This is a genomic window from Methylobacterium nodulans ORS 2060 (assembly GCF_000022085.1).
GTDB lineage: Bacteria > Pseudomonadota > Alphaproteobacteria > Rhizobiales > Beijerinckiaceae > Methylobacterium > Methylobacterium nodulans.
In genome coordinates this window covers 4,828,109-4,846,322 of sequence record NC_011894.1, presented here as the reverse complement: position 1 = coordinate 4,846,322, position 18,214 = coordinate 4,828,109, and the positions used below count along the sequence as shown (strand labels likewise).

Here is an 18,214-nt window from a genome sequence, read left to right as displayed (position 1 = left end):
GGCTCCGCCCGGACATCTACGGAGAATACCGATGCCCGTCGACGTGAAGTACACGACCCAGGCCACCGCCACGGGCGGCCGCGACGGCCGCGCCAAGACCGCGGATGGCAGCTTCGACGTGAAGCTGACCACGCCGAAGGAGCTCGGAGGGGGCGGCGGCGAGGGCAACAATCCCGAGCAGCTCTTCGCCGCCGGCTATTCCGCCTGCTTCCTCGGCGCGATGAAGTTCGTGGCCGGCCAGGAGAAGATCCAGGTGCCGGCGGACGCGACCGTCACGGCCACCGTGGGCATCGGCCCGCGCTCGGAGGGCGGCTTCGGCATCACCGCGAACCTCAAGATCTCGCTGCCGGGCCTCGACCGCGCAACCGCGCAGGCACTGGTCGAGAAGGCGCACCAGGTGTGCCCCTACTCGAACGCCACCCGCGGCAACGTCGACGTCGGGCTTCAGGTCGTCTGATACCAACGGGCCTTGAAAAGGACCGTTGGTCCCGTTCTCGAATTGTCGCCAAGCCTCGTCACAAAGCCTTTGGCTTGGTGTCGACAATTCGAGATGGCTCAACGGCCCGCCGCGTCAGCACTTGGCTTACGTCAGCAGCCCGGGCCGTTGATATGATCAACCCTCGCGGCGCAGGCAGGACGCCGCGAGGCTCAGGAAGGCGCGCGCCCTGTGCGACAGGGCGCGGCCGTTCTCCCAGTCGATCCCGTGCTTTTCCTCCGAGCTGAGCTCCCCGAAGGTGAGCGGGCTCTCGTCGGGCTTGAACATCGGATCGTAGCCGAATCCGAGCGTGCCGCGCGGCGGCCAGACCAGCTCGCCGAACACGCGGCCCTCGAACAGCTCCTCGTGTCCGTCCGGCCACGCGACGACGAGCGCCGACACGAAATGCGCCCGGCGGTTCGTCGCGCCGCGCTGCGCCAGCTCCCGTTCGATGCGGGCCATCGCGGCGGAGAAATCCTTCGAGCCGCCGGCCCAGCGGGCGGAGAACAGGCCGGGCGCCCCGTCGAGGGCCTCGACGCAGATTCCCGAATCGTCCGCGAAGGCCGGCAATCCCGTCGCCGCGGCGGCGCTGCGCGCCTTGATCGCCGCATTCTCGGCGAACATGGTGCCGGTTTCCACGGGCTCGGGCAGGTCGAGCTCACCCGCCGAGACCGCCTCGACGCCGAAGGGCGCGAGCAGCTCGCGCATCTCCTTCAGCTTGCCGCTGTTGTGGGTCGCGATCACGACCCGTCCGGAGAGCAGGCGCGCCATCGGTCGTCTAGCCCACGGCCTGCTTCTGCAGGGCGACGAGCTGGGCGACGCCGCTCTTGGCGAGCCGCAGCAGGCCCAGGAACTCCTCCTCCGAGAAGGGCGTGACCTCGGCGGTTCCCTGCACCTCCACGATGCCGCCCGAGCCCGTGATGACGAAGTTCGCATCGGTCTCGGCGGCGGAATCCTCCGCATAGTCGAGGTCGAGGATCGGCGTGCCCTTGTGGATGCCGCAGGACACGGCGGCCACGTGGTCGCGCATCGGATCGACCGAGATGATCGAGCGGCTGCGCATCCAGGTGAAGCACTCGTGCAGGGCCACCCAGGCGCCCGTGATCGAGGCGGTGCGGGTGCCGCCATCGGCCTGCAGCACGTCGCAGTCGATCACGATCTGGCGCTCGCCGATGGCGGGCAGGTTCACCACCGCGCGCAGCGAGCGGCCGATCAGCCGCTGGATCTCCTGCGTGCGGCCCGAGGGCTTGCCCGCATTGACCTCGCGCCGGTTGCGCTCATGGGTCGCGCGCGGGAGCATGGCGTATTCGGCGGTGATCCAGCCCTTGCCGGAGCCGCGCAGCCAGGACGGGCCGCGTTCCTCCAGCGAGGCGGTGCACAGCACCCGGGTCTCGCCGAAGGTGACGAGGCAGGAGCCCTCGGCGTAGCGCGCGACGCCCCGCTCCAGCGTGACCTTGCGCAATTCCTCCGGCGCACGCTTGGACGGACGCATGGGGCTCTCCTTCGATCGGCACGGGGTCGCGCTCATAGGCGCTGGCGCGCCGGGCGGCAAGCGGGGAGCCCGGAGACCATGCCGGTCTCCGGGCCGGAAACATGCGCCGGGTTAGTAGCGCCAGTGGCGGCGATGATGATGGCGGTAGTGGTGGCGGCGGTGGTGGTAGGGCCGCCAATGGTGATGATGGTGGCGGCGCCAGCCGTAATGGTGCCCGCGCCCGTGCCCGCGCCCGTGGCGGATCTGGACGATGCCGGAATCGACGGATGCCGCCACTGCGGGCGCCGGCGCGAAGGGAGCCGCCTGGGCGCTGCTGCCCGCGCCGGCGAGACCGGCGACGACGAAGGCTGCGGCGGCGGTGAGATGTCGGCCGCGGATCGCGATGCGGGATGTCAGCATGATGGCCTCCGAGGTTTCCTCCTGCCGACCCGGGGCATGCCTGTCCCAAGGCCGGGAGGAGAAGGATGGGGTCGCGCGGCTGAACGGCAACTGACGGAGCGGCGACGGAGCGCGGGCTCCCACGCTTGCGCGCGCGCCGCGCCAGCCTCACATTAAGACGTCAGTCGTTCCAAGTGGTTGATGAACACGCGCGATCTCCCCCCTCTGCCGGCCGGGCCCGGCCAGGCTCGCAGCCTCGCCGAGTTGAACGAGCGCTCGCGCGAGATCTTCCGCCAGATCGTCGAGAGCTACCTCGCCACGGGCGAGCCGGTCGGGTCCCGCAATCTCGCCCGCATCCTGCCCATGACGCTGTCGCCGGCCTCGGTGCGCAACGTGATGGCGGATCTGGAACAGGCCGGGCTGATCTACGCCCCCCATACCAGCGCCGGCCGCCTGCCCACGGAGACGGGCCTGCGCTTCTTCGTCGACGCGCTGCTCGAACTCGGGGATGTCGGCCAGGAGGAGCAGGGGCGGATCGAGGCGCAGATGCGCGCTGCCGCCTCCCGCCACACCTTCGAGACCGCCCTGACGGAAGCCTCCGTGATGCTGTCCGGCATCTCCCGCGGGGCCGGCGTCGTCGTGACGACGAAGCAGAACGCCAATCTGCGCCATGTCGAGTTCGTGCGGCTCGATCCGGGCCGGGCCCTCGTGGTGCTGGTCTCGGAGGACGGATCGGTCGAGAACCGCCTCGTCGACCTGCCCCCCGGGCTGCCGGCGGGCGCCCTGCAGGAAGCCTCCAACTTCCTCAACGCCCGCATCCGCGGCCGGACGCTCGGGGAAGTGCGCGCCGAGATCGAAGCCAGCCGGGAGGCGATGAAGCGGGAACTCGACGCGCTCACCGAGCGGCTGGTCGATGCGGGGCTCGCCCGCTCGGTCGGTCCGAGCGAGGAGCGCCATCTCATCGTGCGCGGGCAGGCGAATCTCCTGGAGGATCTGCGCGCCGCGGAGGATCTGGAGCGGATCCGCCTCCTGTTCAGCGATCTCGAGAGCCAGAAGGACGTCATCGACCTCCTCACCCGGGCCGAGGGGGGCGAAGGCGTGCGCATCTTCATCGGCTCCGAGAACAAGCTCTTCTCGCTCTCCGGATCCTCGATGATCGCCGCGCCCTTCCATGACGGGCGCCAGAAGATCGTCGGCGTCGTCGGCGTGATCGGGCCGACCCGGCTCAACTACGCCCGCATCGTGCCGATGGTCGATTTCACCGCCCGGGTGATGTCCCGGATGCTGGAGAACGGGCGGGTGTGAGCCGCCGCAGCGCGGTTCCGGCGGGGCGCGAGGCCCTCTCGCCCGTGCGGGATCCGGATGCGCTCCCGGCCGCCTTCGCCGACTGGTTCGCCTCGCGCGGCTGGACCCCGCGGCCGCACCAGCTCGCGCTGCTTGGCGCCGCGCAGGCGGGCCGCTCCGCCCTCCTCGTCGCCCCGACCGGGGCCGGCAAGACGCTGGCGGGCTTCCTGCCGACCCTCGTCGACCTCGCCGGCCGCGAGGCCGCGGCGCGGCGCGGCCTGCACACCCTTTACGTCTCGCCCCTGAAGGCGCTCGCCGTCGACATCGCCCGCAACCTCGAAGCGCCGGTGGCCGAGATGGGCCTCGGGCTTCGCATCGAGACCCGCACGGGCGACACGCCGGCCCACAAGCGCAGCCGCCAGATCGCGCAGCCGCCCGACATCCTGCTCACCACCCCTGAGCAGCTCGCGCTCCTGATCGCCCACCGCGAGGCGGAGGTTTTTTTCGCCGGCCTCAGGCGGGTGGTGCTCGACGAACTCCATGCCCTCGTCACCTCGAAGCGCGGCGACCTCCTCGCGCTCGGCCTCGCCCGGCTGCACCGGCTCGCCCCCGGGCTTGCCGCCACGGGCCTCTCCGCGACCGTGCGCGAGCCGGACGCGCTCCGGCGCTACCTCGTCCCGCAGGCGCCGGAGCCGCGCAGCGCCGATCTCATCGTGGTCTCGGGCGGGGCGAAGCCGGACCTGCGCCTGCTGGAGGCGACGCGCCATCTGCCGCTCGCCGGCCACACGGCCTCGCTGGCGATGCCGGCCATCTACGACCTCATCCGCCGGCACCGGATGGTGCTCGTCTTCGTCAACACGCGGCTTCAGGCCGAGTACACCTTCCAGGAGCTGTGGAAGCTCAACGAGGATGTGCTGCCGATCGCGCTCCACCATGGCTCGCTCGACGCGACGCAGCGCCGGCGGGTCGAGGCGGCGATGGCGGAGGGCCGCCTGCGGGCGGTGGTCTGCACCGCCACCCTGGATCTCGGCATCGACTGGGGCGACGTCGACCTCGTGGTGAATGTCGGGGCGCCCAAGGGGGCGAGCCGGATCATGCAGCGCATCGGCCGCGCCAACCACCGCATGGACGAGCCGTCGAAGGCCTATCTGGTCCCGGCGAACCGGTTCGAGATCCTGGAATGCCGCGCCGCCCTCGACGCCGTCGAGGAGGCCGCCCAGGACACCCCCGACCCCCGCATCGGGGCGCCGGACGTGCTCGCCCAGCATGTGCTCGGGATGGCCTGCGCCGGGGCCTTCGCCGCCCCGGACCTCTACGAGGAGGTGCGGTCGGCCGCCCCCTACGCGGACCTCGCCTATGAGGATTTCGAGCAGGTCGTCGATTTCGTCGCGACCGGCGGGTATTCCCTGCGCGCCTACGAGCGCTTCGCCAAGATCCTGCGCGGGCCGGACGGGCTCTGGCGGGTGCGCGACGCGCGCACCGCGCAGCAATACCGGATGAATGTCGGCACCATCATCGAGGCGACGACCGTGAAGGTGCGCCTCGCCCGCGGCGTGCGGGGGAAGCCGGGCATGATCCTGCCCGCGGGCGGGCGGATCCTCGGCGAGATCGAGGAGGATTTCGCCGAGACGCTCACGGTTGGGGACACCTTCCTGTTCGCCGGCGAGGTGCTGCGCTTCGAGGGGCTGCACGAGGACGAGGCCCTGGTCACCCGCGGCCCCGCCGGCACTGATCCGGCGATCCCGAGCTATGCCGGCGCGAAATTCCCGCTCTCGACCTTCCTGGCCGCCCGCGTCCGGGAGCTGATCGCCGATCCCTTCGAGTGGGACCGCCTGCCCGCGCAGGTGACCGATTACCTGCTGCAGCAGCGCCGCCGCTCGATCCTGCCGGGCCCGCGCGATCTCCTGGTCGAGACCTTTCCGCGCGGCAACCGCCACTATCTGACCTGCTTTCCCTTCGAGGGGCGTCTCGCCCACCAGACGCTCGGCATGCTGCTGACCCGCCGCCTGGAGCGGGCGGCTTTACGCCCCCTGGGCTTTGCGGCGAACGATTACGGGCTCGCGATCTTCGGCAGCCGGGACGTCGCCGAGCGGATCGGGCGCGAGCCGGGCTTCCTCGACCGCCTCTTCGCCGAGGACATGCTGGGCGACGACCTCGAAGCCTGGCTCGATGAATCCGCGATGATGAAGCGCACCTTCCGGCAATGCGCGGTGATCGCCGGGCTGATCGAGCGCCGCCATCCCGGCCAGCGCAAGACCGGGCGTCAGGTCACGATCTCGACCGACCTGATCTACGACGTGCTGCGCAAGCACGAGCCCGGCCACCTGCTGCTGCGGGCGGCGCGCCAGGATGCGGCAACCGGACTCCTCGACGTGCGCCGCCTCGGCATGATGCTGTCGCGCATTCAGGGGCGAATCATCCACAAGGCGCTCGACCGCGTTTCGCCGCTCTCCGTGAACGTCATGCTCGAGATCGGGCGTGAGCGGGTCTACGGCGAGGGGGCCGACGAGATTCTGGCCGAGGCCGAGGCGGCTTTGCTCGACGAAGCGCTTGCCTGACCTGATCACACGAGCCAGCGCGCCCGGGCTCCCGAGGACGAAGACACCGTGACGCCGGCCCTGAAGCTCGAGAAGACCCGGAAAACCCCTGCCCTGATCCTCGCCGGCGAAGCCCTCACCCTCGATCTGAGCGGCGTCCTCTGGATTGAGGCCCATCGCACCCTGGTAGTGTCGGACCTGCACCTGGAGAAGGGCTCGTCCTTCGCGGCCCGCTCGGGCCAGTTCCTGCCGCCCTACGACACCCGCGAGACGCTCGCCGCCCTGCACGAGGTGGTGGCGCGCTTCGACCCGGCCTGCGTCGTGGCGCTCGGGGATTCCTTTCACGATGCGGGCGGGCCGGGGCGGATGGATCCGGGCGACCACGCGCTGATCGCCGCCCTGCAGGCGGGATGCGACTGGGTCTGGATCAACGGCAATCACGACCGCGCCGTGCAGGACGGCGTCGGCGGGCGCTTCGCCGACACGCTCCGGATCGGTGGATTGACGCTCCGGCACGAGCCCGCGGCGGATGCCGCCCCGGGGGAGGTCGCCGGCCACCTGCATCCGGTCGGCAAGGTCGCCATGCGGGGGCGCGCCGTGCGCCGCCGCTGCTTCGTGACGGACGGGCGCCGCCTCGTGATGCCGGCCTTCGGCGCCTATGCGGGCGGCCTGAACGTGCGCAGCCCCGCCTTCGACGCGCTCTTCCCCGACGGCCTGACCGCGCATCTCCTGGGGGACGGTCGGCTGTTCGCGATCGGGCGGGCGATGCTGGCGCGGGAGTGATACAACTTTCGGTTGAGTTTGCCACAGGCTTCACCAACCCTGAGGGATGAAACCGGCCGCAAGGCCCCCGGATGGCAGCCCCACCGGCCCTCATGCTGAGGTGCTGCGTAGCAGCCTCGAAGCACCCCGGAACGCAGGTCCAAGGCTCCGGTGGCTGGGATCATCGGTCCGGGGTGCTTCGAGGCAGCCTACGGCTGCACCTCAGCATGAGGGCCGGTGGGGCTGCCACGCAGGTCAGGTTCTATTTAGACCGACGGCCCAAGATGCTGACGCATCGGGCCTTCGGTCTCAAACCGGCGCCGGCGTCTTGTCCGGATAGCGGCACAGATCCGCGATCACGCAGCGCCAGCATTCGGGCTTACGGGCCTTGCAGACGTAGCGCCCGTGCAGGATCAGCCAGTGATGGGCGTTGTGCCGGTAGGGTTCCGGCACGATCGCCTCGAGCCCTTCCTGCACCTTGTCGGTCGTGGGCCCGGGCGCGAGCGGGATGCGGTTCGAGACCCGGAAGATGTGGGTGTCGACCGCGATGGTCGGCTCGCCGAAGGCAACGTTGAGCACCACGCTCGCGGTCTTGCGGCCGACGCCGGGCAGCACCTCAAGCTCCTCGCGCCGCCGCGGCACCTCGCCGCCATGCCGCTCGACCAGGATTTGCGAGAGCGCGATGACGTTCTTGGCCTTGGTGTTGAAGAGGCCGATGGTGCGGATGTGCTGGCGCACCGCTTCCTCGCCGAGCGCCAGCATGGCGGCCGGATGGTCGGCTTTCGCGAAGAGGTCGCGGGTCGCGAGGTTCACGCCCTTGTCCGTCGCCTGAGCCGACAGCACTACCGCGACGAGCAGCGTGTAGGGATTGACGTATTGGAGATCCGAGCGCGGCGCCGGATTGGCGGCGCTCAAGCGAGCGAAGATCTCCCGCAGCGTCGCCGCGTCGACCGGCTCGGGCGTCTTCGGCACCGCGGGCGCAGTGAGGGGCGCGACCAGCGCCGCTCCCGCTTTCGTCTTCACTTTCGAGGGAGCAGCCGGCTTTCGTCGCATCATGGCTGCCTTATATTGTCTGTATGGAGAGCGACAAGGCACAGGACGGACGCCTGACGCACCACCCTGACGGGCGCGATCCCGACGCGATCGAGCGTCCGGTCTTCGCGGCGGTGATCCGGCCGCATTGCTCGCTCGGCCGCACCGGCTTCCAGATCGTCATGGCCGCCTGCTGCCTCGTCTCGCTGGTGACGAGCCTCGTCTTCCTGCGTCAGGGCTTCTGGCCGATCGCCGGCTTCTTCGGCCTCGACATGGTCGCCCTCTGGTTCGCGCTCAGCGTCAGCATGCGGCGGGGCCGCTCCTTCGAGGAGGTGGTGGTCAGCCAGATCGAGATCCTGCTCGCCCGCGTGAGCCATCGCGGCGAGCGGTCGGAGTGGCGCTTCAACCCGCTCTGGAGCCGGATCCAGAAAGTGGAGGACGACGAGTACGGGCTGCAATCGCTGGCGATCGTCTCGCGCGGCCGGCGGGTTCTGGTGGCCCGCGACGCCTCCCCGCCGGAGCGCGAGACCATCGCGGAGGGCCTGTCCCGGGCCCTGGCGGAGGTGAAGAAGGGGTTCTGATCCGGGTTCGGTGGTTCGGAGACCGGATCAGGCTTGCGCGAGCCACTCCCGCAGCTTCGTGAATCGCGGCCGCATGGCGCCGCCCCGCACCGCGATCGCCACCGCCCGCCTCTGCGCCACCAGCACCACCAGCCGCTTGCCGCGCGTCACCCCCGTATAGAGGAGGTTGCGGGCGAGCATCGTGTAATGCTGGAGCGCCACCGGGATCACCACCGCCGGGTATTCCGAGCCCTGCGACTTGTGGATGGTGATGGCATAGGCGGGGGTCAGCACGTCGAGCTCGTCGAACGGATAGGCGACCTCGCGGCCGTCGAAGCCCGCGATCAGATTCCCCTCCTCCGGATCGATCCGCAGCACCACGCCGAGATCGCCGTTGAAGACCTCGCGGTCGTAGTCGTTCTGCACCACCATCACCCGGTCGCCCGGCGCGAAGCGCCAGCCGAAGCGCTCGACGGAGTGAGCCGGGGCGGGATTCAGCACCTGCTGGAGCGCGTGGTTGAGGTGGCGGCTGCCGAGGGCGCCGCGGGTCATCGGGCAGAGCACCTGCACGTCCCGCACGGGATCGAGGCCGAAGCGGCGGGGGATGCGCGCCGTAACGATCTCCACCAGCCGCTCCGCGCCGACCTCCGGATCCTCGATCTCGACCAGGAAGAAGTCGCCGGAGGGATCCGGGCTGCCCTCCGGCATCCGTCCGGCCTTGATGCGGTGGGCGTTGACGATGATCCGGCTCTCCGCCGCCTGCCGGAAGACCTCGGTGAGGCGCGCCACGGCGATCCGGCCCGAGGCGATGACGTCGGCAAGCACCTGGCCCGGCCCGACCGAGGGCAGCTGATCGACATCGCCGACGAGCCAGAGCGCGGCGTGCCGCGGCAGCGCGCGGGTGAGCGCATTCATCAGCGGCACGTCGATCATCGAGGCTTCGTCGACGACGAGGAGGTCGCAGTCGAGGGGGTTCTGCTCCCCGCGCTGGAAGCCACCCCGGGCCGGATCGACCTCCAGCAGGCGGTGCAGGGTCTTGGCCGGGCGGCCGGTCTGCTCGCTCATGCGCTTCGCGGCCCGCCCGGTCGGCGCGGCGAGCAGCACGCGGGCCCGGACGGTGGCGAGCACCCGCAGCAGGGCATCGAGGGTGCTGGTCTTGCCGACGCCCGGCCCGCCGGTGATCACCGCGACCTTGGCTTCCATTACGGTGCGGGCCGCCTCCCGCTGCGAGGGCGAGAGCACCCGCCCCGTCTCGGCCTCGACCGCGGCCAGGGCCGGGTCGACGGCGATCTCGCCCCAGGGCAGCGGCGCGGTCGCGAGGGCAGCCAGCCGCTCGGCGATGGCGCGCTCCGCCCCGTGGAGCCCGCGCAGGAAGATGTGGGTCTCGCCCCCGATCGTGTCCGCCACCACCGATTCGCCGCCGATCTCCTCGACGAGCGCCGTGCGGGTGAGAGCGGGATCGACCCCGAGCAGATCGGCCGCCCGCGTGACGAGGTCGGGCACCGGCAGGGCGCAATGGCCGTCATCCATCGCCGCCTGCAGCGCATAGGCGATGCCGGCCCGGAGCCGGGCGGGGGCGGTCGGCGGCAGGCCGAGCTTCGTCGCGATGGCATCCGCGGTGCGAAAGCCGATGCCGCGCACGTCGCGGGCGAGGCGGTAGGGGTCCTCGGTCATCACCGCGACCGCCTCCGCCCCGTAGGTCTTGTAGATCCGCACCGCCCGCGCCGTGCCGACGCCATGCGCGTGGAGGAAGATCATGATCTCGCGCACGACCCGGTGCTCGGCCCAGGCGGCGACGAGCCGGGCGGCCCGCACCGGCCCGATGCCCGAAACCTCGGTGAGCCGCTCGGGCGCCGCCTCGATGACCGTGAAGGTGTCGGCCCCGAAGGCCCTCACGATCCGCTTGGCCATCTCCGGCCCGATGCCGCGCATCTGACCGGAGGCGAGATAGCGCTCGATCCCCTCCGCGCCGGTCGGCGGCGTGCAGGCGAGGGTGTCGGCACGGAATTGCAATCCGTGCGTCCGGTCGCTGACCCAGGCCCCCGTCGCGGTGATCCACTCGCCCGCCGCGACGGTGGGTGCGTGGCCGACGACCGGCACGAGGTCGCGCCGCCCGCGTGCCTTCACCTTCAGGACGCAGAATCCACTCTCGGGACTGTGGAAGGTGACGCGCTCGATCGTCCCCGCGAGGGCATCGCGGGGCGCTTCGGCGCCGCCGGCCCGCGGCGGGCGGCGCGTGGTGGAGGAGGCGTGCATCGGCTCACGGCAGAGATCGGGAGCAGGCAGCCCGGCCGCAAGGTTCCCTCGCCGCAAGCTTTCCCTACCAGGTCTCCGGCACCTCGCCCGGCGGGAGCGGCGGCGCGACGCGCTCGCGCGGCAGGCCGAAGCCCTCGGCGCGCCAGGGCCGGTGATGCCAGCGCGGCGGCCCGTCGAAGCCCGGCCCCTCGTCGCAGACGCGGACGCGCCGCACGACCTCCTCGCCATCTGCATCGATGCGGCGCTTCACGAAAACCCGGCAGGTCTCGTCCGCGCGGGAGAAGCGCGGGGGCGCCCAGCCGGGCCGGACGCCGTAGGGGGCGGGACGCGGCTCATCGAAATCGGCCGCGACGGCCGGGCCGGCGAGGACGAACGCGGTGGCGGCGAGCGCGCCGAGGCGGACGAGGCGGGACATGGGATGGGACTCCGGGGCGGCGCCGGATCGGGACCGCCGATGCCGCCACCCTGGGCCCGCGGTCTTGAACCCGCTCTGAAGTCGCCGTTCGGCCGGCATACAGACACGGCGCGCAGGCTGCCCGGAGCAGCACCTGATCGCAGGTCTGCCGGGTCGATGATCCGACGCTCGTGGGAGCCCAGCGGCCCTCATGCTGAGCAACCATTCGATCGAGGGCGGGGGTTGGCTGCCCCTGGCGGGAGCGCTCAAACGGCATGGCTTGGCTCAGGCGGGACGGTTCTCCGCCCATTCCCGGACGACTGCAGCGTCAGCGGAAGGAGATCCGGGAACCAGCACGAGGACTCGCCGCGAAGCGGCTCCGTTTGCCTCCAGCGTGGCTGGCAAACGGTCGCTGCGCGACTTTTCGTGCTGGATCCCGGGTCGCATTCCGCTGCCGCCGCATGCGCCCGGGACAGGGGGAGCGGGCGAGAGGAGGCCGGGCGAGACGACGGTCTCGAACAGTCCGTTCGGAAACCGGATCAGCTGCCACCGGCCAAGCCGACCCTGACGGATGAAGCGTCAGGATTCGCCACGCGCCGCGCCGCGCCCGAAGACGGTGCGTTTTCGACTGAGGAGCATGGTGATTGCCATGGGAGGGTTTCGGCCGTGACGCTCAGCGAGCGACCCCTCCGTCGACTGGTCGTCTCCTTGGCCGCAGGCGGATCACCCGCATGGTTGCCGCATCCACCGCCTCACGCGAGTAGAGGAGCGGCCGATAGGCCCGCTTCGACCAGGGCTCCGCATGGTCGGCGTAGTGGGGCGAGCGCGGATCGCCCGACTGGCCCGGCCCGTTGATGAACAGGCTCGCGTCCCAGTTCCCCACATCCACCACCATGCGGAAGGAGGCGCCCGTGGTCAGCCGGAACGTGTCGGTCCGGTAGCCGGTATTCATCACGGTAACGCCCGAGCCGCCGACCGGCAGCGGGCCGATGTCGTGTCCGGCGAACCCGACACCCGAGAGCGGATGGAGGAAATGGGCCTGGTGCAACCGCCCCCAGCGCCAGCCTTGCGGGTCCGGGCCGAGCCGGGCGATCCCGTCGCGGAAGGCCGCCGCCAGGGTTTCAGCGAGCAGCGCGTCGCGGGCCTCCCGGCCGAGGGGCGGTCGGGGCGCCTCGAGAAGGGCGAGCAGCGTCTCGGTATCGCCCGGGGCGAGCAGGGTCTCGGTCGCGGCATCGGGCGCGACGGCCCGGAGAAGTCCCGGGCGCAGGTGATTCACCCACCAGATCTCCGCGAGGGCCGCCGCCGCGCTGTCCTCGTGCAGGTGCCCGTCGAAGGCGACGAGCAGCGCCAGGGCGGCGCCGAGATCCCCCTCCCCCGCGAGCGCCCCGCTAGCGAGGCGGGCGAGGCGCAGGGCCGGAAGCGAGAGGTCGTCACCCTGGAGCGCCGCCGAATCGGCGAGCGCGTGGCGCGGCTGGCCGTCGAGCACGGCGGCGATGCGCAGGGCCCGCCAGGGCTCATGCCATTCGTAGCCGATCGCGTGCGGATATCCCGGCGGCAGGTTCATCTCGTTCGCGCTCGCCACGATGCCGCCGGGCGGATCGATGGCGCGCGGCAGATCCTCCGGGCCGACGAAGCCGTCCCATTCGTAGCGCCCGTCGCCCGGGACCGGCATCAGGCCATCCCAGTTCGGCCGGCGCGGCGCCTTGCCGGCGACGAACCACGCGATGCGGCCCGAGACATCCGCATAGACCTGGTTGACGCTCGGCGCCGACCAGTGCCGCAGGGCGGCCCCGAAGTCCTCCGGGCTCGCGGCGTCCAGATAGGCGAGGCTGCCGAGATAGGCGGCCGTTCCGGGCTCGCTCCACACGGTGCGGAGCGCGAAGGCGCGCCGGGCCACGCGGTCCTCCCACAGCACCGGCCCGTGGCGGGTGAAGGCGAGGTGCACGATCTCGTCCGGGCCGCCCCGGACCAGGATGCGCTCCTCGATCCGGCGCATCCCCTCCCAGCCATCGCCATAGCGGTAGAGGTCCGGATCCTCCGGATGGGTCTCGTAGACGCAGAGATCCTCCTGATCGATGGGCGAGATCGTGAGGCTGAAGGCCGCCCGGCCGTTATGGCCGATGGAGATCCCCGGCAGCGCCGGTTCGCCCGCGCCGATCACGTCGAGCCCCGGCGCGGAGAGATGCACCACGTAGCGCAGCGAGGGCAGCGTGTAGGCCCGGTGCGGGTCGCTCGCCAGGATCGGCCGCCCTGTCGCCGTGCGGGAGGGGGCGAGGGCCCAGTTGTTCGAGCCGTCCGGCGGAGAAGCGTCGAAGGAAAGCGGCGCATCGCCCGCCGTCACGGCGCCGTGCTCGTTCACCACGGCCCAGCGCCACGCCTCCTCCCGCGGGCAGGCGAGCCGGGCCGGCGTGAAGCCGACGCCCGCGGTCGCGAGCCGCACGACCTCGATCACGTCCGGCGGCACGCCCGGGGGGTCGAGCCCCTCGGGCACCTCCGGGACGTGGTCGGGCGCGAGCGCCTTGCGATAGGGGTCGAGGGCGAGGGCACCGCGCGCCGCCACCTGCGCACGGGCAACCTCGGAGAGCGCGTTGCGCGTCAGCGCGTGGCTGCGGATGCGCACGACGTCGAAGGCATCCCAGCGCGCGGGCCGCGTGCCCATGGTCGCGAATTCCGGCGGCAGCCAGGACGGGTCCGCCTCCGTGAGGCCGATGAAGGCGTTGAGGCCGGCCACGAAGGCTTCCGCGATCGCCCGCGCCTGCGGCGTGCCGTAGGCCGCCCACTCGGCCGCCTCGTCACCCCGGTAGAGGAAGAGCCGCGATGCGCGGTCCTGGGCGAGGTAGCCGGGCCCGAAATCGCCGGCGAGCAGGCCGAGGCCGCGCTTGCGCCAGAGATCGAGCTGCCAGAGCCGGTCCCGTGCGGCGTTGAAGCCCTGGACCAGGAAGGCGTCGTGCCGGCTCTCCGCCCGGATATGCGGCACGCCCCAGCGGTCGACGCGGATCTCCGCCGGGCGTTCGAGGCCGGGGATGTCCAGGGTGAGATCGGCCTGATTCATCGTTCCTCCTGCACGGCAGGCCGGCAGTCTCGGCGCCCCGCTCGCGCCTGTCCAATCGGGTCGGGCCTGCGGCAGACCCACTGGCCGCAGGCCCGAATCACCGTCATGCTTTTCCGGCAGCGGAGCGCGCTGCTCGGGGTGTCCTGCCGCAATGCATCCCGGCACCCGCCGCGCCCCTCATGCTGAGGCGCCGCTGCGATCGTGACCGAATCCCGGCCATCACCCGTCCGTCAGCGCCCGGCGAGTTCCTTCAGCAGGGCCTCGTGGAAGCGGTCAGGCGCCTCGACCTGGGGCGAATGGCCGAGATCCGGGAACTCGACCAGCTTGGCGTCCGGAATGCGCCGGGCCACCTCCGGGCCGAGAAGGTCGTAGCGCCCGAGCCTCGCGGCGAGGTCGGCGGGCGCGCGGTTGGCGCCCGGCGCGGTGCGGTCCTTATCCCCCACGACCAGCACGGTCGGCACGCGCAGGCGCTCGAACTCGTGCACGACCGGCTGGGTGAAGATCATGCCCGAGGTCTGGGCCTGGTTCCAGGCCACCCGTTCCGCCCCCGGCCCGCCATAGAGCCCCGCCTGCATCTGGACCCAGCGGTCGTATTCGGGCTTCCACTGGCCATCGTAGTAGAACTTGAGCTGGTAGGCCTTAATGCTCTCGAAGGTGGTCTTGCGCTCCTGGGCGAAGGACGCCTCGATGGTCTGGTAGGGAACACCCTTCTCCTGCCAGTCCTCCAGGCCGAGCGGGTCGACCATGACGAGCTGCTCGACCGCATCGGGATACATCAGCGCAAAGCGGGCGGCGAGCATGCCGCCCATCGAGTGGCCGATGACCGTCGCCTTGGCGATGCCGAGCGCGTCGAGCAGACCCTTGGTGTTCGCGGCGAGCTGGGGCAGGCTGAACTGGTAGCCGGCCGGCTTGGTCGACTTGCAGAAGCCGACCTGATCGAGGGCGAGCACCCGGAAGCCGGCTTCGCGCAGGGCCGCGATGGTCTTCTCCCAGGTGGCGGCGCAGAAGTTCTTGCCGTGCAGCAGCACCGCCGTGCGACCGTTCGGACGATCCGGCGCCACGTCCATATAGGCCCATCGCGAGCGTCTGGCCCTGCGAGGCGAAGCCATGGCGGCGCACCTCGTGCGGATAGGTGAAGCCTTCGAGTTCCGGACCATAGGTCTCGGCGGCCTGGGCGGTGCCGGCGGGCGCGAGGCCGAACGGGGCGACGATCAGGGCGGCGAGGGCGAGGCGGTGCGTCATGGGAAGACCTCCGGCGCGGGATGCGGGGCAGTCCCGCGCTTGCGTTTCCGCCGCCGCCCGCTCATATAGGCGCCGGGAGGTTGGCGGGGGACGTTTCACTCGCCAACCGGGTCAGGTCCGGAAGGAAGCAGCCCTAACGAGAACGAGCGGGTTCTCGTCCAGCCTCCCACCCTCATTCCACGAGAGCGCGCGCCGGGCTTGTCGCCCGCGCGCCCTCCGCGACCGCGGCGCATGGACGAGACCTCCGGCACGCCTCTGACCGACGAGCCGGGTTTCCCGGGTTTCGCCATGCCGGCCGCCCCGGGGCAGGCCGCCGCGCCCTACCGGGTGCTCGCCCGCAAGTACCGCCCGAAGGACTTCGAGGACCTGATCGGCCAGGGCGCCATGGTGCGCACCCTGGCGAATGCCTTCGAGGCCGGGCGCATCCCGCAGGCCTGGATGCTCACGGGCGTGCGCGGCGTCGGCAAGACCACGACGGCCCGGATCCTCGCCCGCGGCCTCAACTACGCCCTGCCCGACGACCCGCAGGCCGGCCCGACGATCCGCATGCCGGCCCTCGGCCTGCACTGCGCGGCGATCATGGAATCGCGCCACATCGACGTGCTGGAGATGGACGCCGCGTCCCATACCGGCATCGACGACGTCCGCCAGATCATCGACGGCATCCGCTATGCGCCGGTTTCCGCGCGCTACAAGGTCTACATCGTCGACGAGGTCCACATGCTGTCCGAGAAGGCGTTCAACGCCTTCCTGAAGACGCTGGAGGAGCCGCCGCCGCACGCGAAGTTCGTCTTCGCCACGACCGAGATCCGCAAGGTCCCGGTCACCATCCTGTCCCGCTGCCAGCGCTTCGACCTCCGCCGGGTCGAGGCCGGGACGCTGATCGCCCACCTGCAGAAGATCTGCGAGGCCGAGGGCGTCGCGGCGGAGCCGGAGGCGCTGGCCGGCATCGCGCGGGCCGCCGAGGGCTCGGTGCGCGACTCCCTGTCGCTGCTCGATCAGGCGATCGCGCATGGCGCGGGCCGGGTCACGGCCGAGACCGTGCGCGACATGCTGGGCCTCGCCGACCGGGCGCGGATCATCGACCTGTTCGAGGCCGCCATGCGCGGCGACGCGCCGTCCGCCTTCGCGGAGCTGCGCGCCCAGCACGAGGCCGGGGCGGATCCCTCCGTCGTCCTCCAGGACCTCGCCGAGTTCACCCATCTGGTCACCCGCCTGAAAGTGGCGCCCGAGACCGCCCGGTCCGACAGCGCGCTCAGCGAGGCCGAGCGGGCCCGCGGCAGCGACTTCGCCGACCGGCTCTCGGTGCGGGCGCTCTCGCGCGCGTGGCAGATCCTCCTGAAGGCGATCCCCGAGGTGCAGGCCGCGCCCCGGCCGCTCGCCGCCGCCGAGATGGCGCTGGTGCGGCTCATCTACGCCGCCGACCTGCCGACGCCCGACGAGGCGCTGCGGCAGGTGAAGGAAGGCGGCAGCGTCGTGCTTCCGCCCGGCGGGCGCCCGCCGCCCGCAGCAGCAGCGGGTCCCGCCCTGCGGGCGCTTCCCGATCCGCGGCCGCGGCCGGATCCCGCGGTGGCCCTGGCTCCGGCTCCGGCCCCGCAACCCGCTTCCCCCGCCGTCGAGGCCGCGCCGGCGGTGCGGCTGCGCCGCTTCGAGGACGTGGTGGCGCTGGCGGATGCCCGCCGCGACATCGGCCTCAAGGCCGCCCTCGAGCGGGACGTGCACCTCGTGCGCTTCGAGGACGGGCGGATCGAGTTCCGGCTCGCCGAGGGCGGGCGCGCGACGCTCGCCAATGACCTCGCCCGGGCGCTCGACCTGTGGACGGGCCGCCGCTGGGTCGTCGCGCTCTCCAAGGAGACCGGCGCGCCGACGCTCGCCGCCCGCACCAGGGCCGAGATCGAGAGCCGCCACCAGGGCGCAGCCGCCCATCCGCTGGTCCAGGCGGTCCTGAGAGGATTCCCGGGCGCGCAGATCATCGACGTGCGCGAGAAGGCGGCGGAAGCCACGCCGGAGGATCTCGCGCCGCCCGAGGAACCCGACGCCGACCTGTAGCGGCCGCCGCCTCCGCGCCCCACATTGCTGAAGACCGTTTCCAGAGGACACGCCATGCGCGACATCATGGGGCTGATGAAGCAGGCCCAGGCCATGCAGCAGAAGATGGCCGACCTGCAGAACGAACTCGATGCCGTCGAGGTCTCGGGGGCGGCCGGCGGCGGCGCCGTCTCCGTGACGATGACGGCGAAGGGTGTCGTGAAGGGCGTGTCGATCGACGCCTCGCTCATGGTTCCCGACGAGAAGGAGATCCTGGAGGATCTGATCGTCGCCGCGATGAACGATGCCCGCGCCAAGGGCGAGCGCGCCGCCCAGGAGCGGATGCAGGAGCTCACCAAGGGCCTGCCCCTGCCGCCCGGCATGAAGCTGCCGTTCTAGCCGCCCGCGCCTGCTCTCCCGGGGGATCGAAGATCCCACGTGAGGGTGGAGACGGTTCCGCAAGAAGCCGCGACCGTGCCGCTGCCAGCGCGGCGCTCAGTGCTTTGTTCCGAACCGTCATACGGCTTCAGGTTGATTCCTTCCGAGACGAGTTAAGTGCGGGGAACCCCTCTCCCGTGCGGGAGAGGGGTAGGGGTGAGGGTCCCGGACCGTGCAGCAAGCACCCACAACCGTGGTGCTGGCAGCGGGCCGGTTCAGGATACTTGCTGAACCACCTGGTCCCTCACCCCTGCCCCTCTCCCGCACGGGAGAGGGGTTCCCCG

The 18,214-nt window shown here is 71.5% G+C and carries 14 protein-coding genes, 1 other RNA gene and 1 pseudogene; 8 read left to right on the top strand and 8 right to left on the bottom strand.

Annotated features, from left to right (window positions below):
- Positions 1–31: 31 nt before the first annotated feature.
- Positions 32–457 (top strand): organic hydroperoxide resistance protein, encoded by a 426-nt coding sequence (locus MNOD_RS22475; protein ID WP_015931263.1) that lies wholly within the window; start codon positions 32–34, stop codon positions 455–457.
- 156 nt (positions 458–613) lie between these two features.
- Here MNOD_RS22475 and rdgB read toward each other — a convergent pair whose 3' ends face one another.
- The 3 genes from rdgB to MNOD_RS22460 form a co-directional block, all read right to left on the bottom strand.
- Positions 614–1,246, bottom strand: coding sequence for an RdgB/HAM1 family non-canonical purine NTP pyrophosphatase (rdgB, locus tag MNOD_RS22470; RefSeq protein WP_015931262.1), 633 nt, complete (start codon positions 1,244–1,246; stop codon positions 614–616).
- Positions 1,247–1,253: 7 nt separating this feature from the next.
- Entirely contained in the window at positions 1,254–1,967 is a 714-nt protein-coding gene (gene rph / locus MNOD_RS22465) for a ribonuclease PH (protein ID WP_015931261.1), read from the bottom strand.
- Positions 1,968–2,078: 111 nt separating this feature from the next.
- Positions 2,079–2,366 (bottom strand): hypothetical protein, encoded by a 288-nt coding sequence (locus MNOD_RS22460; protein ID WP_015931260.1) that lies wholly within the window; start codon positions 2,364–2,366, stop codon positions 2,079–2,081.
- Positions 2,367–2,546: 180 nt separating this feature from the next.
- Between MNOD_RS22460 and hrcA the strand changes: the two genes are divergently transcribed.
- Genes hrcA through pdeM form a run of 3 tightly spaced genes read left to right on the top strand, consistent with a single transcriptional unit; the run spans position 2,547 to position 6,949 of the window.
- The gene (gene hrcA, locus MNOD_RS22455; RefSeq protein ID WP_015931259.1) at positions 2,547–3,650 is read left to right on the top strand and encodes a heat-inducible transcriptional repressor HrcA; all 1,104 of its coding nucleotides are present in this window, start codon (positions 2,547–2,549) and stop codon (positions 3,648–3,650) included.
- Between the two features lie 44 nt (positions 3,651–3,694).
- Entirely contained in the window at positions 3,695–6,187 is a 2,493-nt protein-coding gene (locus tag MNOD_RS22450; RefSeq protein WP_043751868.1) for a ligase-associated DNA damage response DEXH box helicase, read from the top strand.
- A 48-nt stretch (positions 6,188–6,235) separates the two neighbouring features.
- Positions 6,236–6,949, top strand: a complete 714-nt coding sequence (gene pdeM / locus MNOD_RS22445) for a ligase-associated DNA damage response endonuclease PdeM (RefSeq protein ID WP_015931257.1) — start codon at positions 6,236–6,238, stop codon at positions 6,947–6,949.
- Positions 6,950–7,237: 288 nt separating this feature from the next.
- Here the strand turns inward: pdeM and nth are convergent, their stop codons facing one another.
- Positions 7,238–7,984: an endonuclease III gene (gene nth / locus MNOD_RS22440; protein ID WP_015931256.1), complete on the bottom strand. Its 747-nt coding sequence runs from the start codon at positions 7,982–7,984 to the stop codon at positions 7,238–7,240.
- Positions 7,985–8,004: 20 nt separating this feature from the next.
- Here nth and MNOD_RS22435 point away from each other — a divergent pair, with 20 nt between their 5' ends.
- Entirely contained in the window at positions 8,005–8,541 is a 537-nt protein-coding gene (locus MNOD_RS22435) for a DUF2244 domain-containing protein (RefSeq protein ID WP_015931255.1), read from the top strand.
- A gap of 27 nt (positions 8,542–8,568) precedes the next feature.
- On the opposite strand, the gene recD2 is transcribed toward MNOD_RS22435, so the two are convergent.
- From recD2 to MNOD_RS22415, 4 genes and pseudogenes are all read right to left on the bottom strand, one after another.
- A complete protein-coding gene (gene recD2, locus MNOD_RS22430; RefSeq protein WP_015931254.1) occupies positions 8,569–10,776 on the bottom strand; it encodes an SF1B family DNA helicase RecD2 in 2,208 nt (735 codons plus the stop codon).
- A gap of 64 nt (positions 10,777–10,840) precedes the next feature.
- Positions 10,841–11,191 carry a hypothetical protein gene (locus MNOD_RS22425; RefSeq protein WP_015931253.1) on the bottom strand — a complete coding sequence of 117 codons (351 nt, stop codon included), beginning with the start codon at positions 11,189–11,191 and terminating at the stop codon, positions 10,841–10,843.
- A gap of 652 nt (positions 11,192–11,843) precedes the next feature.
- Positions 11,844–14,222 (bottom strand): penicillin acylase family protein, encoded by a 2,379-nt coding sequence (locus tag MNOD_RS22420; protein WP_015931252.1) that lies wholly within the window; start codon positions 14,220–14,222, stop codon positions 11,844–11,846.
- Between the two features lie 230 nt (positions 14,223–14,452).
- A pseudogene (locus MNOD_RS22415) lies at positions 14,453–15,464 on the bottom strand (alpha/beta fold hydrolase).
- A 74-nt stretch (positions 15,465–15,538) separates the two neighbouring features.
- Here MNOD_RS22415 and ffs point away from each other — a divergent pair.
- From ffs to MNOD_RS22405, 3 genes are all read left to right on the top strand, one after another.
- Positions 15,539–15,635, top strand: an RNA gene (ffs, locus tag MNOD_RS41175) — signal recognition particle sRNA small type.
- A 60-nt stretch (positions 15,636–15,695) separates the two neighbouring features.
- Positions 15,696–17,513 (top strand): DNA polymerase III subunit gamma/tau, encoded by a 1,818-nt coding sequence (locus MNOD_RS22410; RefSeq protein WP_015931251.1) that lies wholly within the window; start codon positions 15,696–15,698, stop codon positions 17,511–17,513.
- Positions 17,514–17,567: 54 nt separating this feature from the next.
- Positions 17,568–17,891 (top strand): YbaB/EbfC family nucleoid-associated protein, encoded by a 324-nt coding sequence (locus MNOD_RS22405; RefSeq protein WP_015931250.1) that lies wholly within the window; start codon positions 17,568–17,570, stop codon positions 17,889–17,891.
- Positions 17,892–18,214 lie beyond the last annotated feature (323 nt).

Excerpts from the sequence above, each read along its gene's own strand:
- MNOD_RS22475 (WP_015931263.1), top strand. The coding sequence starts at position 32 with ATGCCCGTCGACGTGAAGTACACGACCCAGGCCACCGCCACGGGCGGC.
- rdgB (WP_015931262.1), bottom strand. The coding sequence starts at position 1,246 with ATGGCGCGCCTGCTCTCCGGACGGGTCGTGATCGCGACCCACAACAGC.
- rph (WP_015931261.1), bottom strand. The coding sequence starts at position 1,967 with ATGCGTCCGTCCAAGCGTGCGCCGGAGGAATTGCGCAAGGTCACGCTG.
- MNOD_RS22460 (WP_015931260.1), bottom strand. The coding sequence starts at position 2,366 with ATGCTGACATCCCGCATCGCGATCCGCGGCCGACATCTCACCGCCGCC.
- hrcA (WP_015931259.1), top strand. The coding sequence starts at position 2,547 with ATGAACACGCGCGATCTCCCCCCTCTGCCGGCCGGGCCCGGCCAGGCT.
- nth (WP_015931256.1), bottom strand. The coding sequence starts at position 7,984 with ATGATGCGACGAAAGCCGGCTGCTCCCTCGAAAGTGAAGACGAAAGCG.
- MNOD_RS22435 (WP_015931255.1), top strand. The coding sequence starts at position 8,005 with ATGGAGAGCGACAAGGCACAGGACGGACGCCTGACGCACCACCCTGAC.
- recD2 (WP_015931254.1), bottom strand. The coding sequence starts at position 10,776 with ATGCACGCCTCCTCCACCACGCGCCGCCCGCCGCGGGCCGGCGGCGCC.
- MNOD_RS22425 (WP_015931253.1), bottom strand. The coding sequence starts at position 11,191 with ATGTCCCGCCTCGTCCGCCTCGGCGCGCTCGCCGCCACCGCGTTCGTC.
- MNOD_RS22420 (WP_015931252.1), bottom strand. The coding sequence starts at position 14,222 with ATGAATCAGGCCGATCTCACCCTGGACATCCCCGGCCTCGAACGCCCG.
- MNOD_RS22410 (WP_015931251.1), top strand. The coding sequence starts at position 15,696 with ATGGACGAGACCTCCGGCACGCCTCTGACCGACGAGCCGGGTTTCCCG.
- MNOD_RS22405 (WP_015931250.1), top strand. The coding sequence starts at position 17,568 with ATGCGCGACATCATGGGGCTGATGAAGCAGGCCCAGGCCATGCAGCAG.